A 20866-nucleotide genomic window follows, 5' to 3' on the forward strand; every position below is an offset into this window, starting at 1 on the left:
CCCGACGCACGATTCGTCGCATCCGCCACGTTCAAGCCCACTCGCTGCAAGCGTGGGAGTATGACACGCTCCGTCTGGCTCAAGGCCGACGACGATGTCGGCGACTGGGACGACCGCCGGAAGCGAATCACGGCGGGACTCGAAGCAGGCGTCGATTGGGTACTGGTAGACGCCGCCGACGTGGAACGCGTTCGGGAACTCGGCGACGTGAACGTCGCGGCGTTCGCCGACGGCGACGCGAAGGTGATAGACGAGGCCGAAACGCGGGCCGACCCCGACGTCTTCGTCGTGGGCAAGGACGGCGAGGGCGACGGCACGGTGGACCTCCCGTCGGACTTCTCGGGGTCCGCGGACCTCTCGACGCTCCGGCGCGACGACGACCGGACCGAGGGCGCGTACGTCCGCATCCTGAGCGAGGAGTACGAGGCGTTCGCCGAGGCGGCCGCCGGAGAGGCCGACTACACCATCGTCGTCGGCGAGGACTGGACCATCATCCCGCTCGAAAACCTCATCGCGCGCATCGGCGAGGAGACCGACCTCGTCGCTGGCGTCACGAGCGCCGAGGAGGCCAAGACCGCGTTCGAGACCCTCGAAATCGGGAGCGACGCGGTCCTGCTCGACAGCGGCGACCCCGACGAGATTCGCAGGACCGTCGAGGTGCGCGACGAGGCCGAGCGCGAGACGCTCGATTTGGACTGGGCCGAGGTCACGGCGGTCGAGCGCACCGGGAGCGCCGACCGAGTGTGCGTCGATACGGGAACGCTGATGGAACACGACGAGGGGATGCTCGTCGGGTCGATGTCCCGCGGCCTGTTCTTCGTCCACGCCGAGACCGCCGAGTCGCCCTACGTGGCGTCCCGACCGTTCCGCGTGAACGCCGGGGCGGTCCACGCCTACGTCCGGACGCCCGACGGCGGGACCAAGTACCTCGCCGAACTCAAATCGGGCGACGACGTGCAAGTCGTGGACACCGAGGGCCACACCCGCGAGGCGACGGTCGGTCGGGTCAAAATCGAGAAGCGGCCGATGTTCCGAGTGGTCGCCGAGTTCGAGGACGGGGACAGAGTCGAGACCCTGCTCCAGAACGCCGAGACCATCAAGGTCGCCACCCGCGAGGGTCGCACCGCCGTCACCGACCTCGAAGTCGGCGACGAACTCCGGGTCTACCGCGAGGGCGGCGCTCGTCACTTCGGCGAGACGGTCGAGGAGAGCATCATCGAGCAGTAAGAACAGTAGCGAGCGGGCACTAACTTCTCAGTCGAGACGCGAGGCGTTCAGCGAGAGACCGCGTTGTTCTCGGTCGGACCGTTCGGACCGTCGCGCTCGGGAAGCGGCGTCGTACACCACTGACAGAAGTCGAGGTCCTCGTCCACGGGTTTGCCGCAGGACGGACACTGCTCGCCGGGTTCCTCGTCGGACCCGGTCTGGAGCGCCAGCCAGTACGCGTCGACGGCGCTGAACGTTCGCACGACCCACATCGGAAGCAGCGCCTCCAGCGGAAGGTCTTGGGTCGCTTTCATCGCCGCGTCGAACGCCGCCCCGATGCTGGTCGCGCCGGTGGTCGCGGCGTCGGGGAGCGGAATGAACAGCAGCACCGCGCTGACCATGAAGGCGAACCACATGGCCGAACGGAGCCACTCCTTGAGGTAGACGTGGCCGAGTCCGGGGAGAAGGAACGACAGCAGCGCGCCCAACCACGGACGCTTTTCGGATCTCGTATGGGTCACTACTGGCGGGTAGCCGACCGACGTTAATAAATGCTGTCCCTGCGACGTTTCGGCGTGCCCACACCTCCGCCGGGGTGTCTTCCCTGTCAGTATTCGGCTGCTCGAGTGTCTGAACGTCCTAATTTTCCGCTCTGCGGTTGTCGAAGCGGTCGGAGCGGGGAGACAGTATCGACGGAGTGCAATTACCACGACGTAGATGGGCGAGGTCCGTCTCGGCAGGAGGTCGGCTTCGAGCGATTACGTCGGCCGTCAGGACAGTCGCTCGACGAGTCCGGCTAGCGTTTCGAGGTCGTACTGGCCGGGGGCGGTCGCGTCTTCGGGGTCCACCGGCGCGTAGCCGATTTTCGACCCGTAGACCGGTGCGACCGCCCGCGAGTGGCGACCCGGCGCGCCCATCGCCATCGTCGCCACGCGCTCGCCCGCGGCGGCGTACTCGTGCGTGACAGCCAACAGGTCCAGCACGTCGCCGCGACTCTCGGCCGTGACCGCGAGTTTGCCGAGGTCGGCGCGTTCGGTCGCGGCGTCGAGGTGACCCCGCAGGTCCTGTTTCGGCGGCGTGCGCTCGAAGTCGTGGACCGAGGCGACCACCGTCGTACCGGTCCGGCGCGCGCGCTCGGCGACGCGCTCCCCGTCGCTCGCGGTGAGACTCTTCAGTTCGACGTCCACCGCGCCGACGCAAGCGAGTTCCGCGGCCTCCGCGAGTTCGGCGAGTCGCGCCTCGTCGTCCTCGGCCTCGCCGCCCTCCCACGACGCGCGGTTGGTCGCGAGGACCGGAAGTTCGCCGTCGTAGTCGTCGAGCGCCGCGAGCGGGTCGTCGGCGAGGTCCATCCGGAACTCCACGGCGTCGGCGTGGTCGCGGGCGCGGGCCTCGGCGTCGAGGTCCGTGAGGCTGGCCGTGAGGACGAACTCCTCGAAGTCCATGCGTGAGTGTGTGGCGAGGGCGTGGAAAAGTGTTCTCGTTGTCTCACCGCGTCGCGCGCCTCGTGAGGACGAACAGGAGCAACGACGCCAATAGCATCCCGATGAACGATTCGAACATCGCTAACGCCCGGCCCCAGCCTTGAGGAGTCAAATCACCGTACCCGAGCGTGGTGAACGTAATCATGCTGAAATACAGATTATCTAAGAAGGTACCGTTCGGTTTGAAGGGGGCTATCGTGTACACGTAGGCTGACCCGATAATGATCAAAAGCGACGTTCCGACAACTCGCCACGGTCGTTCCCCGTATAGCATCACCCACCTGTGGGCTGCCAATCCCATCCATCGAAGCCGCTGGCCTTCGCTGAGGCGCAGTTTTCGTTGAGCCTGTTTCTCTTGTACGTGATACTCCGGTATCTGTTCGGTCACTGAGTTGTTTCGCAGGAGTCGTTGGATAGTCCGATTACTGTCGACTGATTTTTCCAACGCTTGGTTACCAGCGAAGTCCTCACCCCCGTTTTTGAGGCGATGTAGAAATCGCTTCGCCCTGAGTCTCGCGCTCTTCAACGGTGCGTCTCCGAACGAGGGTAGCGAACCGTCGTGGCCGGTCGCGGCCCTATCGCCCCGCGGTTCGTACACCGAAGCAACGTCGAAGTCGGTGCGACGGTCGACTTCAACTCCGCTGAAATCGACGTCGTGAATTTCGGCACCCGTCAGGTCCGCTCCGCGTAAATCTGCACCGGAGAGCGTCGCCCGCTCCATCGAGCAATCTCGGAGGTCCACGTTTCGTAGGTCCGCACCGGAGAAGTCGGCGTCTCGAAGCGTCGCGTTCGAGAGGTCGGCGTCCCGGAGAGACGCGTTCGAGAGGTCGGCCCCCGTGAGGTACGCGTGGCGTAAGTCCGCATCAGAAAAGTCGGCGCCCGAGCAATCGGCGTGGCGAAGATTCGCTTCGGTCAACGTCGCATCTCGACAGTCGGCTTTTCGAATATCGGCCTCGAACAGTCCCGCGCGTTCTGCGGACACGTTCTGCAAATCGGCCTCCGAGAGGTCTACCCGATGACAATTTTCTCCACTGAGGTCGACACCACGGAGAATCGAACCGGTGCAGTCGGCGCATCGGAAGTTCGCGTTCGATACGTCCGCTTCACGGAAATCGACTTGCCACATCTCGGCGGCGCGAAAGTCCGCTCCTGCGAGGTTCGCACCAAGGAGATCGGCCTTCCGAAGGTCCGCCTCTCGGAGGTCCTTCTCTTCGAGGTTTGTGTACCTGAGGTTTGCCTTCACCAGCCCAGCGGATTTCAACGGTACGTCGGTCAGGTCGGTCGCCCGGAGCTTTGCTCTGTCAAGTCGCTCCTGGTCGTCGACACGTGCCGTGAGTAGTTCCTTCGCCGGTTTGTCCTTCTGATCAGTGTGCCATATGCAGTAGCCATTCGACGCGTCTTCCCAGACCGTTCGATTGCAAGGTCGTCCTTCAAGTTCACCCGGTAGCGATTCGTCGATTTCGTAACGGCAGTACTCGGTATCAGACATTATCGAGCAAATACTGTCTGGTGGCCGTGAGTCATGCGTTCATTTCGGCCCATCCTCGGTCAAGGTCTGCTTCGTCGACGCGAGAAGAGACTCGATCGGGGCCTCCCTCGTCGATGATTTCGCCTCGCTCCATGACTATCGCTCGGTCGAGAATGTCCGGCGGATCGTCAATGCCCGAGTCGGTCAGCAGTATTCCGAGACCCTCGGTTTTTAATTCCCGGAGAGTCTCACAGATGTCATCCGCTGCGTCGGGCGAAACGCCTCGGAGAGGTTCGTCAAGGACCAACAGATCAGGTTGTAACACGAGTGACTGTCCGATAGCGGCCTTGCGTGTTTTATCACCATCATCGAACGTTTCGATTCTCTTGTGTTTGCAAGTAGATAGGCTCTCGAAACGCTCGTAGACATGGTCGACGGCGTCCGGCCCATCGGTGACGCCACAGATATCTCCGCGTTTCCATATCGGTACCCGTAAGTTTTCGTCCACGGTGAGGTCGTCGAACAACTGTTCCGAGTCGGATTGATATCCGATTCCGTTTCCCTGTCTGACCTCCGGGGACTGTTCGGTCAACTCCACGCCGCGAAGTCGAACGGACCCCGACCGCGGTTTGCGGTATCCCAGAATTCCTTTGGTGACCGTCGTCTTTCCGGCGCCATCGGGGCCGAGTATACCTACGACTTCACCCTCTGTGACGGTTAGGTTCACGTCGTACGTCACTCGAAACCAGTCTGCAACTGCATCGAGACTACGTACCTCGAGGAGCGTGGCTTCGGCCATCGAAAACCGTTCGTATTCTAAACTTATATAATTATTCCTAATTTAAATTTAGGGAGAATAAGACGTAGCATCTCACATAGTCAAGATCGCCTTCAATCGCCGCCGAACGGCCGGTGTTCGACTACGTAGCGGTCGCCCTCGCGCTCGTAGCCCTCGACCGCGTACAACTGCAACTGGCGCTCCTGCTTGGTCTTGACCCGGAAGTCGTAGTTCTCGGCGTCGTACGCGAGGTCCCGCCCCGCCGCGAACTCGCGGTGGGCGTCGAGTCGCCCGCGGTTCTTCTCGGCCGCGAACCCTTTCACGTCCGCGAGGCGGTCGTCGAACACCTCGCGGAACTCCCGACTGAGTTCGTACCCCGCCGAGTTGCGTCCCGCGACCATCGCCGCCAGCGTCGTCGTGCCGGTGCCCCAGAAGGGGTCCAGCACGGTGTCGCCGTACACCGAGTACATGTTCACGAGGCGGTAGGGGACCTCGAAGGGGAACGCGGCCGAGCGCGCCCGGAGGTCGTCGTGGTCGAGTCGCTGGCCCTCGCCCTGCACGTCCGTCCAGAGGTCCGAGAACCAGTCGTTGCGCTCCTCCCAGAAGTAGGCCGCCTCGTAGCGCCGGTCCGCCCCGGTCTCGAACGACCGTGAGTCGCCGTTTCGGAACAACAGGACGTACTCGTGTTCGAGCGTGGCGTAGGCGTTCGGGGGGACCATCCCCGACCCCATGAACTTGGTGAGACCGTTGGCCGGTTTGCGCCAGAGGACGTCCGGCAAGAGGTCGAACCCTCGCTCCCGGAACCGGGTGATGAGTTCCGCGTGGTTCGGGTAGAGTTGGAAGCCGTCGCCGCCGCTCCGGGTCGCGTCGCCGACGTTAATCGCGGCGACGCCGCCGTCCACGAGGACCCGGGCGAGTTCGTCCCACACCGGGTCGAGCGCGGCGTGCATCGCCTCGAACGCGGCCTCGCCGTCGCCCGCGGCGAGCAGGTCCTCGATTTCGGGGTCCAACTCGGCGAACAGGTCGTCCCACATCTCTATCATGGGGTACGGCGGCGAGGTCACGACGAGTTCGACGGCGTCGTCACCGAGCGCGGCCATCTCGCGGGCGTCGCCGACGTGAATCCGGTGTTCGGTCTCCATCCGCTCTGTAGCGCAGTCGCCGGGACGACAGATTTCTCTTTCGGTTTCGAATTATGTGTAACTAGAAAACTCCGACGGTCGTGTGCGACTCGTTCGTCGGCCGCGGCGTCGTGACGGGTACGGACCGGCCGACGGTATCAGGCCATCGCGGGGGCCTCTTCGGCCTCCAGCAGTTCGTGGTAGCGGTTGCGGATGGTGACCTCGCTGATGTCGGCGACTTCGCTGACCTCGGCCTGCGTGGTCTTCTCGTTGGTCAGGAGCGCGGCGGCGTAGACGGCCGCGGCGGCGAGACCGACCGGCGACTTACCGCTGTGGACGCCCTTCTCCTTGGCGGTCTGGAGCAGTTCGCGGGCGCGGTGTTCGGCCTCGTCCGAGAGTTCGAGTCCCGACGCGAACCGCGGGACGTAGCTCTCGGGGTCGGCGGGCTTGACTTCGAGGTTGAGTTCGCGGACGACGTAGCGGTACGTCCGTGCGACCTCGCTCTTCTCGACTCGGCTCACGTCGGCGATTTCGTCCAGACTGCGGGGGACGCCCGCCTGTCGCGCGGCGGCGTAGACGCAGGCCGTCGAGACGCCCTCGATGGAGCGGCCGGGGAGGAGGTCCTCGTCGAGCGCGCGGCGGTAGATGACCGACGCGGTCTCTCGGACGTTGTTCGGCAGGCCGAGCGCGGAGGCCATGCGGTCGATTTCGCCGAGCGCCTGCTTGAGGTTGCGCTCCTTGGAGTCGCGGGTGCGGAAGCGCTCGTTCCACTTGCGGAGACGCTGCATCTTCTCTCGCTGGCGCGACCCCAGCGAGTTACCGTAGGCGTCCTTGTTCCGCCAGTCGATGTTGGTCGAGAGACCCTTGTCGTGCATCGTGTTCGTCGTCGGCGCGCCGACGCGGGACTTCTCGTTCTTCTCCTTCGAGTCGAACGCGCGCCACTCCGGCCCGCGGTCCACTTGGTCCTCGTCCACGACGAGTCCGCACTCCTCGCAGACCGTCTCGCCGTGTTCGGTGTCGGAGATGAGGTTACCGCCGCACTCGGGGCAGGCGGTGGACTCCTCGGACTCTTGTTCGGTTCGTTCCTCTTCCTCTTCGGTTCGCTTGACTCTCGTGCTTACGTCTGACATGTTGATTCCTCGTTGCCGGAGATGGCGCGGGCTACCGGGCAGGGAAAACCTGGAAAACCCCGGACTCGGTTCCTTGACCTTGTGTTGTTCCGAAAGCTATTTAGTATTTTCGGAATTTACTTTCCAGAGTCTCGTGAACAGGTCACATACACCCTCGAAACGCCGGTCTCGGTCTTCCGGTGGAAAATTTTAAACACCCCTCCGTTGGGCCGAGCGAGTCGGTCGGTCGATTTAACCGCGGGGGGTCCGAACTCCCGGTCGATGGTAGCTCAGACGGAGCGAGTCGTCTCGTTGGCCCCGAGCGCGACCGAAACTCTGCAGGCACTCGACGCGACCGACCGTCTCGTCGGCGTGACTCACCACTGCGACGCCGACGCGCCCGCGGTCGGCGGGTGGCTCAACCCCGACTACGAGGCCGTCGCCGACCGGACCCCGGACCTCGTTCTGACCGCCGACGACTTGCAGGCCGACGTCGCGGCCGACCTCCGCGAGCGCGGTCACGAGGTGTTCCACGCCGCGCCCGCCACCCTCGACGAGGTGGTCGAGTCGTTCACCGACCTCGGGGCGGCGGTCGGACTCGCCGACGAAGGGGCGGCGCTCGCCCGGCGCGCCCGGAGCCGCCTCGACCGCGTCCGACGTCTCACTCCCGACGCCGACCGCCCCGTGGTCTACTGCGAGGAGTGGTCCGACCCGCCGATGGCCGCGGGCAACTGGGTGCCCGACGCGGTCGAGGCCGCTGGCGGACGGTACCCCTTCGTGGACGCGGGCGAGCGCTCGCGGGAGGTTTCGGCCACCGAGGTCGAGGCTGCTCGACCGGAACACGTCGTCCTCCACGTCTGCGGGCACGGCGAGTGCGCCGACCCGGAGGCGGTTCGCCAGCGCGACTGGGCGCTCCCGGCCATCGAGCGCGGAAACGTCGCCGTCGTGGACGACTCGCTGTTGAATCAGCCGAGTCCGAAACTCGTGGAGGGAATCGAGACGCTCGCGGCCCTGCTCCACCCCGACGCGCTCGACGCCTGAGCGATGCTGTATTCCGGAGTGGCGCTCGACTCCCGAGTGACGCCCGACTCCTGCACGATGGTTCGCTTCCCGGCGACAGTCTGGCCCCGCGAGCGAGTCGTCCCCGTCCGGAGCGCAATCCCCAAGTCGGCCGGGCGTCTCTCCACGCCCATGCGAGTCGGCGTCGGTAGCACCAACCCGGTGAAGCGTGACGCGACAGAATCCGCCCTGACGGAGTTCCCCGACACGGTGGTCGAATCGGTCGCTGTCGAGTCGGACGTGAGCGAACAACCCGTCGGCGAGCGCGAGACCGTCGAAGGCGCGGCGAACCGCGCTCGGAACGTTCTCGCGGCGGGCGACTACGACCTCGGCGTCGGACTGGAGGGCGGCGTCGCGGAAGTCGAGGGCACGGACGGTCTCTTCCTGATAATGTGGGCGGCCGCCACCGACGGGGAACGCGTCGGCCGCGGCGCGGGACCGCGCCTCCGTCTGCCAGCGTCCATCGCCAGCAGGGTCCGGGACGGCGAGGAGTTAGGCCCCGTGATGGACGACGTGCTGGACATGGAGAACGTCGCCGAGAAGGAGGGCGCGGCGGGCGCGCTGACCGGCCACGTCATCGACCGCGAGAGCGCGCTCCGGCAGGCGGTCGCTGGTGCGCTCGGCCCCTTCGTGACGGACCTGTACGAGTGACCGGCTTTCTACACCGCGCGCTCGGCGTGTTCGTCCGTCTGTTCGGCGCGGCAGTCGCGGTGGTCGGCGCGTTCGTCGCCGCGAGTTCTCCCGAGGCGGGAGTCCCGCTGTTCCTGTTCGGCGTCGCGTTCGCGCTTCGACCGCACCTCTCGGGGAAGGCGGCCGACTGGGCGAAACTGCTGCTCGACTAGAAGAGACCGCTCAGTCGTCGGTCGGTTCCGCCGGGTCGGCCGCGGCCCGCGCCTCCTTGCTCTCCTCGACCGCCGTGGTCAGCGAGACGTTCAGCCAGAGCATCGAGGCCACGCCGCCGACCAGCGTCACGACGTTCTTCACCGCGTGGTCGAGGATGGCCGCGCCCAGCGCGACGCTCCACCCGAGCGGCGTCAGCGCGACCACGAGCAGGGTGAACGCGCCCTCGTAGAGACCGACGCCGCCCGGCGACAGCGGCAGGACCTTGGCGAGGTTGCCCACGCTGACCGCGAAGAAACACACCGCCGCGAGCATGGGAATCGGGAGCGTGACGCCCGGGAACGCGCTCAGCACGAGCAGCGCCGTCACCACGTCGAGGGTCCAGATAGCCAGACTGCTCGCCCCCACCGTGAGGAAGGCGCTCCGATTGCCCGCGACGGTCTGGACGTCGCCGGTGAACCGCTCGACGACGCCCGCGACGTAGTCGGCGTACGAGTCGCTACTGAGTCGGGAGACGACCTCGCGGACGAGGTTGCGGTCCGACCGAGCGCTCGCCACGATGGCCACCACTGCGAGGATGGCCGCGAGTCCGACGCCGCCCGCGACGTAGAGGGCGGTCTGTCCGGCCGCGCCGTACTCGCCGCCCGAGGCAGACGCGCCCCCGGCGGGCGGCGACCCGAACAGGGTCGATTCGAGTCCGGCGGTCGCGCCCGTCAGCGCGAGGCCGATGAGGACGACGCCCGCCAGCATCGTGATGGTCAGCAGGTCGAAGACGCGCTCGACCGCCAGCGAGGCGAACCCCGTGGGGTAGGGAATCGAGCGCCGTGCCTTCACGACGTACGCGCGGACCGCGTCGCCTGCCCGCGCGGGGAACACGAGGTTGCCGGTCTGACTGACGAAGATGGCTCCCGTCAGGAAGTTGGCGTCCTCGGTGTAGCCCAGTTCTTCGAGGATGTCGCGGTAGCGCGTCCCGCGCAGGGGCCACGAAATCGCGTAGACGAGCGCGGCGAGACCGACCAGCACGGGGTCGGCCTGACTCATCCGGGTCAGTACCTCTCCGAGCGGGAGGTACTGTCCCATCAGGATGACCGCGATAACGGTCAGGAAGATGCCCGCCGCGATGGAGACGCGCTTGGTGATGCGGGGTTGGACCGAGAACTCCCACCAGCACCGCATAATCTGGCTCCCCATCCCGAACACGTCCCGGACGATGTCGACCTTCGAGTCGCCCTTCGGCGTCCAATCGACCGCGAACTCCTTGACGTCGTAGCCCCGGCGCTGGGCGCGCACGAGGACTTCGGTGTCCCAGAACCAGTGTTCGTCTTCCACCTCGTTCAGCACGTCGAACAGCGCGGTTCGGTCGAACGCCTTGAACCCGCACTGGTGGTCGCGCATCTCCGACCCGAGGAACGTCCGCGTCAGGCCGTTGAACCCGCGACTCGCCACGTCGCGCTTGGCGGGCCGGTCGGCCTGCTCGCCGGGCATCCAGCGCGACCCGGTGGCGAAGTCGTACTCGCCCGACCGGACGCTCTCGACCAACTCTTCGAGGTGCTTCATGTCGGTTGCGAGGTCCGTGTCGAAGTACACCAGCGTGTCTCCGTCGGCGGCCTCGAACGCGCGATTCAGTGCGCCCCCCCGACCCAGTCGCTCGTCGCTGTGATAGTGCCGGACCCGCGGGTCGTCCGCGGCCATCCGGTCGGCTATCTCCGGGGTGCGGTCGTCGCACCCGTCCTCGGCGACGATGACTTCGAACGTCCCCGTGGGGAGGAATTCGCCTAGCGTGGCGAGTGTCGTCTCGACCGTGTTCTCGATAGTGGCCTCCTCGTTGTAGGCCGGAAGGACGACGCTCACCTCGACTGCACGACCGCTCATTATCGAATTGAGACAGTCCCACCGCCTAAGTACCTTCTGCTCCGTTCCAGACGCTTCACGCCTCTAGGCCGGTCCTTGCGGCGTCGTTCACGCGTATTCACGCGGAAACGGTCCGTGGAGTGGAGTTGCGACGACGTTACGCTCGGTAATCCCGGATTATTCCGAACTGCTCGGACGAGAGCGGCGATCGACGCGTCACCGAGGCCCCCGACCTCGGGTCGAACCGGTCGCCGAAACCCCCGATTAACCAGCTGTACCAACAGGCCCCTCGGGGGTGGTTTATTTCAACTATATATGGATAGAAATCGCAAGAGGGCTGCGTGTTAACTCCACGTACCAAATCCACTAAGGCGGTTTCCGACCAATGGAGAAATAGTCATGAGCACGACCGCAACTGCTGGCACGACCGCCCTGACCGACAAACAACAGCGCATCCTCCAGTTCCTCCGGGAGAAGGGCCAGATGAAGACGTACTTCAAGTCCCGACTCATCGGCGAGGAACTGGGCATGACCGCCAAGGAAGTCGGCGCGAACATGACCGCCATCGCCGACGGCGAGTTCGACGTGGACGTCGAGAAGTGGGGCTACTCCTCCTCCACGACGTGGAAGGTCACGACCTGACGGCGAGGTTCGACTCGAACCGGTTTTCGGCCCGGTCCACGCGTTCGGCCCGGTCCGGAGACTCGACCAGACGGAGACGCTGCTGGCACGCGCTCGGGGGAGTGCGGTTTCCGGTCTCTCGATGCTATCGTCCGTCCCTGACCCGTCTCGCTTCTTATTCGGTACGTACCCGCTCACAAGTCGCGCCACGACCGGTCGGCCGACCATCCCAACCACTCTTCGGCCTTCCTCGTGTCGATGAGGCTCTCGTACCCCTCGAACGACTCCCGAACCTCGGCGTCGTAGCGGTCCGCTAACTCGGAACTCGGCGCGGCCACGGTCGTGTCGCGGGCGGCCCCGAAGAACACCTCGTGGCCCGTGAAGTCGGCTTCCAGCGCCCGAACTGCGAGGGCCACCGCGTCCTCGACGTGGAGGTAGGCGAACAGGGTCTTGCGCGCCTTCCGGAAGAACCCGGCGTCTCGAACCGCCTCCGGCGAGCGGTCGGCCTCCGCGAAGACGGTCCGGAGTTGCGCCTCGCCGGTCACGAGCGGAAACCGGAGCGACGCGACGGTCCTCGGCGCTCGTTCGCGTCGCCCGAACCCGTCGGCGACCGCTTCGGCGACTTGCTTGCCGAGACCGTACGGGTTCGACGGCGTCAGCGGGTGGGTCTCGTCCACCGGGAGGAAGCGCACGTCCACCTCGTCCTCGAAGCCAGCGCCCATCGCCGAGAGGCTAGACGCGAGTACCACCGTCTCGACGCCGAGCGCCTCGGCGGCGTCCAGCACGTGATACGGGGTCTGGGCGTTGCTCCGGAAGGTGACGTGATCGGGGGTTTCGTCGGGTCGCGGAATCGTCCCGAAGTGAGCCACGGCGTCGGGGTCCGCCCGAGCGAGCGACCCGTACACCTCGCCGGGGTCGAGGAGGTCGGTCCGGAGGTACTCGTCGGCGACCGACTCGCGGCGCTCGCCCCGACTCAGATTGACCGTGTGGTGTCCGCGCTCGGCGAGTTCCGCGAGCAAGGCGGAGCCTAATTCGCCGTTCCCGCCGGTGACTGCGACGGTGTCCATAGAGAGAGAACGAGTACGAACGTCCGAAAAGGTACGGAATCTGCGGGGCTACACCCTCGTGCTTCGGGACCGAGCGGACCTCACGGGTCGAACGAGATGAAGCCGTCGGCCTGCGTGGCGAACGTCGCGGCGTCCTCGCCGAACGAGTCGGCGTACCTGACGAGCAGGGTGATGACCGTCTCGGGGTTCCGGACCGCGTAGCCGTCCTCGCGGTCCAACAGGCCCGCTTCTTCGAGGTCGGCGGCGTACTTGCTCACGGTCGGTCTCGACACGTCCAACGCCTCCGCGAGGTCGCTTCCCGTCGCGTCAGGGTCGCGCAGTAACTCGATGAGCATCCCGCGGGGCGTGTCCCTGCGGAGATAGCCCAACGCGACTTGCTCGAACGAGGCGAACTGCTCGGCCGGGTAGAACCGCCGGTAGTCGCCGTCGCGGCGACTCTCGACCACCTTCGATTCGAGTAACTGTCGGAGGTGGTGCTGGGCTTCCCCGGTCCCCAGTTTGAGGTCGTCACGAATCTTCGAGAAGTGCGCGCCCGGCGTGGTGGCGACGTAGCCCGCGATGGCGTCGCGGGCTTCGCTCTCGCCGCCGGTTTCGTCGTCGCCGCCGAACTTGGTCAGCGGCGTCGCGGCCCCGAGGACCGCGAACCGGCGAAGGGTTGCCCGCTTATTTTCATCCACTTCGGAGCGCTCAACCATCTACAAGAAAATGGTCGTGGTCGAAGATTAAAACACCTTCGGCTTGCGAGACGGTCGCACGGGTGAGGTATCGGGGACGGGCCGGAGAGAGGCCACCTCGCCGGTCAGGGGGAAGTCGGTGTGTCGTCGTTTCGGGCGTCGGTCACGATTCGCATCGGGACGCCGCCGCAACGCCGACAGTCGTCGCGCCAGTCGTCGTGACCCGCGCCGCAGTGAGCGCACTCGTAAACGCTCTCGACGTCGGGACCGTCGAGCGCGTCCTCGACTGCGCTCCGGAAGTCACTCATTCACGGTCCTCTGTCCGTCTCGGGACCGCCGAGCGACAACGCCACGGCCCACCCGGCGCGTTCGACCAGCGCGAACTCGTCGTGGACGCTCACCGAGAACACCGTTTGACAGTCGGTACAGGCCGGATTGGAGCGGTCGATGCGCTCTAATTCCGACCCGCACTCCGGACAGGTCAGGTCGGCGACGTTCGATTCCGTGTCGCTACTACTCGTCGGGGTCGGCTCTTCGATTACGTTCTCGCGTGCCATGGTACGACAGAGCGGCGCAGACCCGACGGTGAAGTCGGTTCGCCGCGCTACTCGTCACCACTCCGGAGGACGAGTAATAATTTTCCTAAAAATTACGGATAGGTTCGTCGGAGGCTACGCACGTTTCGGAAAACGAAATGTCGTGGGGGCTACTTCTCTAGCTCCGCGTCCATCTCGGCCTGCACGTCTTCGAGGTCGGGGTCCTCCTCGTCCATCTCCTCGATGACCTCGTCGGCGCTCTTGATGTTGGCGGGGTCCTCGCCCTCCTTGATGGCTTGGGCCTCCTTCTCCATCGCTTCGACGTCCATCTCGGCCTCCTCGTCTATCTGACCCAGAATCTCCTCGATGTTGTCGAGACCGATGAGTTCGCGGGTCTCGGCGTCGAAGTCGAGGCTGTCGAGTTTCTCGCCGTCGGTCTCCACGTCGCTCCCGGTCAGGTGCTTGCCGTACCGACCGACCAGCGACGAGAGTTCCTGCGGGAGGACGAAGGTGGTGGACTCGCCCTGACCGATGGATTCGAGCGTCTCCATGCCTTTGTCGATGACCGCTCGCTCGCCCATCGACTCGGCGGACTTCGCGCGGAGGACGGTCGAGACCGCGTCACCCTGCGCTTCGAGAATCTGGCTCTGCTTCTCACCCTGTGCGCGGATGATGTTCGACTGCTTGTCACCTTCGGCGGTCTCGATGGCGCTCCGTCGCTCACCCTGCGCCTCGAGAATCATGGCGCGGCGCTTCCGTTCGGCGGAGGTCTGCTGCTCCATCGCCTGCTGGACGTCCTTGCTCGGGTTGACTTCTCGGACTTCGACGCTCTCGACGCGGATACCCCATTCGTCGGTGGGTTCGTCGAGTTCGCGGCGGATTTTGGCGTTTATCTCCTGTCGCTTGTTGAGCGTGTCGTCGAGTTCCATGTCGCCCAGCACGGCGCGAAGGGTGGTCTGGGCGAGGTTCGAGACGGCGCGCTTGTAGTCTTCGACTTCGAGGAACGCCTTCTTGGCGTCCATGACCTTGATGTAGACCACGGCGTCGGCGGTCACCGGCGAGTTGTCGCGGGTGATGGCCTCCTGTCGGGGCACGTCAAGTGTCTGGGTTCGCATGTCGAACCGGTGGGTCGCGCTCACGAACGGCGGCACGAAGTTGATACCGGGTTCGAGGAGTTTCCGGTACTCGCCGAACACCGTCAGTGCGCGCTTCTCGGTGGCGTCGACGATTTCGACCGACTGCCAGATGGTAATTACTGCCAGTGCGAGTACCAGCAGGGCGACTATCGTGAAGCCACCGACCGCGGCGGCCTGTAGTGGAACGAACATACTTGGTCTGTTAGCAAGAATGAATGTTAAGCGTTCCCCTCACGACCGCCGTTCGGCCGACGGAATTTTCGTCAGGCCCCCTCGGTGTCGGTCTCGCGTTCGGGTTCGGCGTCGGTCTCCACGTTCTGTCGGTCCTCGCGCAACTCCCGGTCGATGGGGTCCTCGATGGCCTCTAGGGCCTCCACCTTGACGACGTTGCCGCCGCCGGGGTCCACGACCATCACCTCCGTCCCTTCCGGAATCTCGCCGTGGATACTCCGCGCGGCGTAGTACGGGTTGAAGCCGCCTTCGTGGAGTTTTATCTGTCCGTCCTGCGTCGTGACCCGTTCGGTGACGCGACCGGTCTGGCCCTTGAGCGAGTCGGAGTCCCGGGTTCGCGCGACTCCCTTGCCCCCGTAGAGGTCGAGTTCGCGGTAGGCGTACAGCGAGGCCGCCCCGAAACCCAACACCAGCGCGGCCAAGAGGAGCGGCGAGGCGGCCGGACCGAGAAGTAGTCCGACCAGTCCCGCGAGAACGAGTGCGACGCCGAGGACGACGAAGTGTGCGCCCGGAATCAGCGCCTCGGCGATAGCGAGACCGATACCGGCGACGAGGAGCAACAGCGGGAGCGAGTCCAACAGCGGTGCCATACCATCGTCTTGGAATTCGGACGGGTTAACGTTTTGCAGTGTCGCCGACGGTAGTACCGACGACCGCCCGAGCGTGCCACCAACGACCTCATCCGGCGAGCAGGACGATGCGAGCGAAGACGAATAGCATCGTCCCGACGCCGAGTGCGACGAAGAAGGCGTTCTCGACGGTCGGGGACCCCGGTTCGAGCGGTTCGAGCGACTCGTCCGCCGCTTCGGGTTCGTACCCGTCCTCGCCGACCTCGTCGGTCTCGTACTTCCAATCCGACATAGTCCCGCGTAGGCGTCCCACCGCTAAAAGGTTGGCTCCCACCGCGGCGCGTTTCGGGGGACCGCGGTCGGTTTCCGACTGCGGAGACTCGTCGCGGCCTCCGGTCGCTCGACGCGGACTGCAGTCTCCGCGGCGGCTACGGTCGCTCGGCGTGGGTCACGTCGCCGTCGTAGACGACGCCGCGCTCGGCGTCGAGGGTCACCACGTCGCCGTTCCGGATGGTGGGGTCGAGGGGCGCACCGCTCATCATCGGGATGTCGAGTTCGCGGGCGATCATCGCGGGATAGCCCGTCATGCCGGGCCGGGCGTCCACGATGCCGAGGAGTTTCGAGGGGTCGCCCGTGAACTCGCCGTCGAACTCGGGGTCGAGGGCCAGAATCGACCCCTCGGCCACCTCCGAGAGGTCGCCGTTCTCGGTCCGCGCGACCGGTCCGGCGATTCGACCCCGGACCACGCTCCGTCCGGTCGCGATGGTCTCGGCCGCGACGTGGACCTTGAGCATGTTGGTCGTGCTGGTGTCCTCCAGTTCCGACATCATGCCCGAGACGACGACGACGGTGTCGCCGCTGTCGGCCACGCCCGCGTCGAGCGCGGCCTGCACGGCGTCCTCGATGATGGTATCGACGCCCTCGGCGACGGGCGTGTACTGGGCGTTGACGCCCCACGCGAGCGCGAGTTGGCGGCGCACGTCGTCGTTGGGCGTGGTCGCCACCACGGGGACTTGGGGCCGGAACTTCGATATCTTGAGAGCGGTATACCCGGATTCGCTGGCCGCGACGATGGCCGACGCGCCGATGTCGCGGGCGAGGTAGCGCGCCGACCGGGCGAGCGCGTCGGTCCGGGCGTCCTCGGCCGAGGGGACGCGCTGCTCGCGGATTTCGTCGTACTCGCCGCTCTCCTCGACCTCCCTGACGATTCGGTCCATCGTCTCCACGACCCGGACCGGATTGTCGCCGATGGCGGTCTCGCCCGACAGCATCACCGCGTCGGTGCCGTCCAACACGGCGTTCGCCACGTCGGAGGCCTCCGCGCGGGTGGGCCTGCGGGCGTGGACCATCGAATCGAGCATCTCGGTCGCCGTGATGACCGGCACTCCGGCTTGCTGGCACTTCCGGATGATGCGCTTCTGAATCATCGGCACGTCTTCGAGCGGACACTCGACGCCGAGGTCCCCGCGGGCGACCATCACGCCGTAGGCCGCCCCGATTATCTCGTCGAGGTTCTCGACCGCGCCCCGACGCTCGATTTTGGCGATGATGGGGATGTCTGCGCCCAGTTCCTCCAGTACCTCGCTCACTTCGAGGACGTCCTCGGCGCTTCGGACGAAACTCGCGGCGACGAAGTCCGCGCCCTTCTCGGCCGCGAGTTCGAGGTCGCGCCGGTCCTTCCCGGTCACGACGTCGAGGTCGAGGTCGACGCCGGGGACGTTGACGCCCTTCCGACTGCTCAACTCGCCGCCGCTCTCGACGTGCGCGAGGACGGTCTCCCCGTCGGTCTCCTCGACGGTCGTCTCGATGCGGCCGTCGTCCAACAGTACCTTGTCGCCGGGTTCGACGTTGGTGATGGAGTAACTCAGGCCGACCTCCTCGGGCGTGGCGGTGTCGCCCGCCACGAACCGGACGGTGGACCCGGTCTCGAGGTGAATCGGTTCCTCGACCTCCGCGGTCCGAATCTCGGGACCCTGGAGGTCCACCATCACCGCGAGCGGATTTGTAGTCGTCTCGTCCACGGTCCGGACGTGGTCGATGAGTTCTGCGCGGTCCTCTCGCGTGCCGTGACTGGCGTTGAGTCGGGCGAGCGTCATCCCGGCCTCTGCCAGTTCCCGGATAGTACGCCGGGAGTCGGAGGCCGGTCCCAGCGTACAGACGATTTTGGCGTTTCTCATAGGTCGGCGTACGCCCGTCCGGGCCAAAAACCCCCGGTGATTGGCCTCGGAGTTTACTCGCCATCGAGTTGTTCCGGTAGCCACGACCCATTATTGCATTGCTTCCGAATGGAATAGAGATGCCACAATACGCCTCCCTCGTGGACGTTCGGACTGACTTCCAGAACGCGCAGGAACTCACGTCGGTGTGGGGCGACATCCGTTCGGACCTCGGAAGACCAGCACGCCGACCTGAAACACACCTACGCCATCCTCGGCGAGTACGACTTTCTCGTGGTCATGGAGGCCCCGGACCGTACCGCGGCGTATCAGGCCGGGGTCGCGCTGGAGCGCCACGGTCTCGACGCCCAGACGATGGAGATAATCCCGACCGAAGAGTTGGCGGAGGTCGTGGACGACCTCTGAACGCTGCTCTGCCCCGCGGAACTCGTACTGCCCTTACCGGACTCCCCTCACTTGACCTTCGTGCCCGGGACGCTGTCGCCGTGAGTTGTCAACAGGTCGGCGTCCTCGCCCGCCGCGAGCACCATCCCGTTGCTCTCGACGCCGAACAGTTCCGCCTGTTCGAGGTTCGCCACGACGACGACCTTCGTGCCCGGCAGTTCGTCGAGGTCGTGGAGTTGCTTGATGCCCGCGACTATCTGGCGGGTCTCGACGCCGATGTCCACTTCGAGGCGCGCGAGGTCGTCCGCGCCCTCGATGGGTTCGGCGACCTCGATTTCGCCGACCCGGACGTCGAGGTCTTGGAACTCTTCGAAGCTGATGCGGTCGTCGCTGACGGGTTCGATGTCGCTCACGGTGTCAGTCTCCTCGCTGTCGTCGTCTTCGTCCGCCGCTTCCGTAGCTGCTTCGACTCGTTCCTGCAACTTCTCGTTCAGTTCCTCGACGCGTTCGTCCTCTATCTGCTCGAACAGTTCGTCGGGTTCGCCGAAGTCGCCCGGCGGCGATTCGAGGCAGGCGTCGAGGTCGGCGTCGTGGACCGACTCCTCCTCGCCCAACTGCTCCCAGAGGCGCTGGGCCTTGTCGGGGAGGATGGGTGCCGAGAGGACCGCGACGGCCTTGGCTATCTGGACGCAGTCGTAGATGACCTGCTCGGCCCGCTCGGGGTCGTCGTCGGTGAGGTTCCACGGTTCGTTGCGCTGGATGTACTCGTTGCCGAAACCAGCCAGCGCGACGGCGGCGTCGCCCGCGTTCTTGAGCGAGTAGTCGTTCACCGCGGCCTCGAACTCCGAGACCGCCTCCTCGATGCGCTCGGCGACCTCCGCGGAGGTGTCGGCGTCTGGCGCGCCGCCGTAGTTGCGGGCCGCGAACAGCAGACTCCGGTAGGCGAAGTTGCCGAGCGTGCCCACCAGTTCGCCGTTCACGCGCTCTTGGAACTTCTCCCACGAGAAGTCCACGTCCTGCTGGAACCCGCCGGTCGTGGTCAGGTAGTACCGCACGAGGTCGGGGTGGAACCCCTCGTCGAGGTAGTCGTCGGCCCAGACCGCGCGGTTGCGACTCGTCGAGAACGCGTCGCCGTCGAGGTTGACGAACCCGCTGGCCATCACCGCGCGCGGTTCGTTGTAGCCCGCGCCTCGGAGCATCGACGGCCAGAAGACGGTGTGGTGCTGGATGATGTCGCGGCCGATGACGTGGACGATTTCGCCCGTGTCGGCCTCGGCCCACGTCGCGTCGTCGGTCTCGCCCTCGGCACCCGCTTCCGGAGCGCCGTCCTTCCAGACTGCCTCCCAGTCGAACACGTCTTCGCCGACGCGCTCGGTGTACTGCTTGGTCGAGGCGACGTATTCGATGGGCGCGTCTACCCAGACGTAGAGGACGAGGTCTTCTTTCCCCTCTCCGGGGTAGTCGATGCCCCAATCCATGTCGCGCGTGATACAGAGGTCCTGCAGTTCGCCCTCTATCCACTCTCTGGGCTGGTTTTGCGCGTTGCTGGTGCCTTCGAGTCGGTCGATGAACCCTTCGAGGTACTCTTGGAAGTCCGAGAGGCGCAGGAACTCGTGTTCGCGAGTGCGGTACTCGGCGGGGTTGCCGGTGATGGTACTCACGGGGTCCTCGATTTCGCCGGGTTCGAGGTGGCGCTGACACCCCTCGTCACACTCGTCGCCCCGGGCCTTCGCGCCGCAGTACGGGCAGGTCCCCTCGACGAAGCGGTCGGGCAGGGGCGTGTCGGCCTCGGGGTCCCACGCGACCTGAATCTCCTTCTCGAAGACGTGGCCCTCGTCTATCCACGACCGGACGAACTCCTGCGTGAGTTCGGTGTTGGTCTCGTCGTGGGTGTGGCCGTAGTTGTCGAACTCGACGCCGAATCGGGGGAACGTCTCGGCGTACTTCTCGTGGTGTTCCAGCGCGAACTCCTCGGGGGAGACGCCCTCCTTCTCGGCGTTGACCGCGACCGGGGTCCCGTGCATGTCGGACCCGGAGACGAAGGCGGTCTCCTGCCCTAACTTCTCTAGCGAACGGGCGTAGGCGTCGCCGCTGATGTACGTCCGGAGGTGGCCGATGTGGAGGTCGCCGTTGGCGTACGGCAGTCCACAGGTCACCACCGCTGGCTTCTCCGTGGGGAAGTCGTCGTGGCTCATACTATCCAATCCTTCGTGGCGGGTGTAAAACCCGCCGATTTTCGTGTTCGGGCATGACGCTCGTCGGTGAGATTCGCTGGTAGACGTTCGGTGGCGATACGACCGCTCGGTCGGGTTTCGCCACCGCGAAAGACCGTCCGCGTGCCACGGCCCGGGCGGGTCCCCCCGACGTTACGCGTTGCTCGGCGTGCGCATACGCATCGCGCGGGCGAGTGTCTGGGATTCCGTGAGGCAGGAATCTCGGACCGTGAACGACACGGTTTCCTGTTGGCCTATTTGATATTTAAACGTTGGTCAGCTCTGCCACGAGGTACCGCAGGCCATTGTCGCCGGTCCGAACGTCCGACTCTGAGAACGGGGAGT

At 65.6% G+C, this 20866-nt stretch carries 22 protein-coding genes; 6 read left to right on the forward strand and 16 right to left on the reverse strand.

The annotated features are described in order from the left end of the window. Positions 1-60: 60 nt before the first annotated feature. Positions 61-1227 (forward strand): 3-dehydroquinate synthase II, encoded by a 1167-nt coding sequence (locus tag NGM06_RS08835; RefSeq protein ID WP_254269918.1) that lies wholly within the window; start codon positions 61-63, stop codon positions 1225-1227. Positions 1228-1274: 47 nt separating this feature from the next. On the opposite strand, the gene NGM06_RS08840 is transcribed toward NGM06_RS08835, so the two are convergent. From NGM06_RS08840 to NGM06_RS08865, 6 genes are all read right to left on the reverse strand, one after another. After that, positions 1275-1727 (reverse strand): zinc ribbon domain-containing protein, encoded by a 453-nt coding sequence (locus tag NGM06_RS08840; protein ID WP_254269919.1) that lies wholly within the window; start codon positions 1725-1727, stop codon positions 1275-1277. A gap of 249 nt (positions 1728-1976) precedes the next feature. Further along, complete coding sequence (locus tag NGM06_RS08845) at positions 1977-2648, reverse strand: type I 3-dehydroquinate dehydratase (RefSeq protein WP_254269920.1); 672 nt, start codon at positions 2646-2648, stop codon at positions 1977-1979. 43 nt (positions 2649-2691) lie between these two features. Beyond that, a complete protein-coding gene (locus NGM06_RS08850; protein WP_254269921.1) occupies positions 2692-4176 on the reverse strand; it encodes a pentapeptide repeat-containing protein in 1485 nt (494 codons plus the stop codon). Between the two features lie 31 nt (positions 4177-4207). Further along, the gene (locus NGM06_RS08855; RefSeq protein ID WP_254269922.1) at positions 4208-4954 is read right to left on the reverse strand and encodes an ATP-binding cassette domain-containing protein; all 747 of its coding nucleotides are present in this window, start codon (positions 4952-4954) and stop codon (positions 4208-4210) included. A 92-nt stretch (positions 4955-5046) separates the two neighbouring features. After that, positions 5047-6075, reverse strand: coding sequence for a DNA-methyltransferase (locus NGM06_RS08860; RefSeq protein ID WP_254269923.1), 1029 nt, complete (start codon positions 6073-6075; stop codon positions 5047-5049). Between the two features lie 137 nt (positions 6076-6212). After that, complete coding sequence (locus NGM06_RS08865; protein ID WP_254269924.1) at positions 6213-7184, reverse strand: transcription initiation factor IIB; 972 nt, start codon at positions 7182-7184, stop codon at positions 6213-6215. A 261-nt stretch (positions 7185-7445) separates the two neighbouring features. Here NGM06_RS08865 and NGM06_RS08870 point away from each other — a divergent pair, with 261 nt between their 5' ends. The 3 genes from NGM06_RS08870 to NGM06_RS08880 all read left to right on the forward strand — a co-directional run bounded on the left by NGM06_RS08870 (position 7446) and on the right by NGM06_RS08880 (position 9064). Continuing rightward, positions 7446-8204 (forward strand): cobalamin-binding protein, encoded by a 759-nt coding sequence (locus NGM06_RS08870; protein ID WP_254269925.1) that lies wholly within the window; start codon positions 7446-7448, stop codon positions 8202-8204. A 150-nt stretch (positions 8205-8354) separates the two neighbouring features. Further along, a complete protein-coding gene (gene yjjX, locus NGM06_RS08875) occupies positions 8355-8873 on the forward strand; it encodes an inosine/xanthosine triphosphatase (protein ID WP_368410476.1) in 519 nt (172 codons plus the stop codon). Next, positions 8870-9064, forward strand: coding sequence for a hypothetical protein (locus tag NGM06_RS08880; RefSeq protein WP_254269927.1), 195 nt, complete (start codon positions 8870-8872; stop codon positions 9062-9064). The genes yjjX and NGM06_RS08880 overlap by 4 nt, the downstream gene beginning before the upstream one ends. A gap of 10 nt (positions 9065-9074) precedes the next feature. Here the strand turns inward: NGM06_RS08880 and NGM06_RS08885 are convergent, their stop codons facing one another. Further along, the gene (locus NGM06_RS08885; RefSeq protein WP_254269928.1) at positions 9075-10934 is read right to left on the reverse strand and encodes a flippase-like domain-containing protein; all 1860 of its coding nucleotides are present in this window, start codon (positions 10932-10934) and stop codon (positions 9075-9077) included. Between the two features lie 378 nt (positions 10935-11312). Here NGM06_RS08885 and NGM06_RS08890 point away from each other — a divergent pair, with 378 nt between their 5' ends. Further along, positions 11313-11555, forward strand: coding sequence for a DUF7123 family protein (locus NGM06_RS08890; protein WP_163522325.1), 243 nt, complete (start codon positions 11313-11315; stop codon positions 11553-11555). A gap of 173 nt (positions 11556-11728) precedes the next feature. Here NGM06_RS08890 and NGM06_RS08895 read toward each other — a convergent pair whose 3' ends face one another. The 8 genes from NGM06_RS08895 to pyk all read right to left on the reverse strand — a co-directional run bounded on the left by NGM06_RS08895 (position 11729) and on the right by pyk (position 17924). Continuing rightward, positions 11729-12601, reverse strand: coding sequence for an NAD-dependent epimerase/dehydratase family protein (locus NGM06_RS08895; protein ID WP_254269929.1), 873 nt, complete (start codon positions 12599-12601; stop codon positions 11729-11731). An 80-nt stretch (positions 12602-12681) separates the two neighbouring features. Continuing rightward, positions 12682-13296, reverse strand: a complete 615-nt coding sequence (locus tag NGM06_RS08900) for a winged helix-turn-helix transcriptional regulator (protein ID WP_254269930.1) — start codon at positions 13294-13296, stop codon at positions 12682-12684. 104 nt (positions 13297-13400) lie between these two features. Continuing rightward, a complete protein-coding gene (locus tag NGM06_RS08905) occupies positions 13401-13583 on the reverse strand; it encodes a hypothetical protein (protein ID WP_254269931.1) in 183 nt (60 codons plus the stop codon). Beyond that, positions 13584-13832, reverse strand: a complete 249-nt coding sequence (locus NGM06_RS08910; protein WP_254269932.1) for a hypothetical protein — start codon at positions 13830-13832, stop codon at positions 13584-13586. A 149-nt stretch (positions 13833-13981) separates the two neighbouring features. Continuing rightward, positions 13982-15139: an SPFH domain-containing protein gene (locus NGM06_RS08915; RefSeq protein ID WP_163522320.1), complete on the reverse strand. Its 1158-nt coding sequence runs from the start codon at positions 15137-15139 to the stop codon at positions 13982-13984. A gap of 71 nt (positions 15140-15210) precedes the next feature. Next, the gene (locus tag NGM06_RS08920) at positions 15211-15768 is read right to left on the reverse strand and encodes an NfeD family protein (RefSeq protein WP_254269933.1); all 558 of its coding nucleotides are present in this window, start codon (positions 15766-15768) and stop codon (positions 15211-15213) included. Positions 15769-15856: 88 nt separating this feature from the next. Continuing rightward, positions 15857-16039, reverse strand: a complete 183-nt coding sequence (locus NGM06_RS08925; protein ID WP_254269934.1) for a DUF7312 domain-containing protein — start codon at positions 16037-16039, stop codon at positions 15857-15859. A 136-nt stretch (positions 16040-16175) separates the two neighbouring features. Then, positions 16176-17924 (reverse strand): pyruvate kinase, encoded by a 1749-nt coding sequence (pyk, locus tag NGM06_RS08930; RefSeq protein WP_254269935.1) that lies wholly within the window; start codon positions 17922-17924, stop codon positions 16176-16178. A 249-nt stretch (positions 17925-18173) separates the two neighbouring features. Between pyk and NGM06_RS08935 the strand changes: the two genes are divergently transcribed. Further along, on the forward strand, positions 18174-18329 hold the full coding sequence (locus tag NGM06_RS08935) for a GYD domain-containing protein (protein WP_254270011.1): 156 nt from the start codon (positions 18174-18176) through the stop codon (positions 18327-18329). Between the two features lie 47 nt (positions 18330-18376). Here NGM06_RS08935 and metG read toward each other — a convergent pair whose 3' ends face one another. Continuing rightward, complete coding sequence (gene metG / locus NGM06_RS08940) at positions 18377-20503, reverse strand: methionine--tRNA ligase (protein ID WP_254269936.1); 2127 nt, start codon at positions 20501-20503, stop codon at positions 18377-18379. Positions 20504-20866 lie beyond the last annotated feature (363 nt).

Source organism: Halorussus aquaticus, assembly GCF_024218795.1.
GTDB classification, from domain to species: Archaea; Halobacteriota; Halobacteria; order Halobacteriales; family Haladaptataceae; genus Halorussus; species Halorussus aquaticus.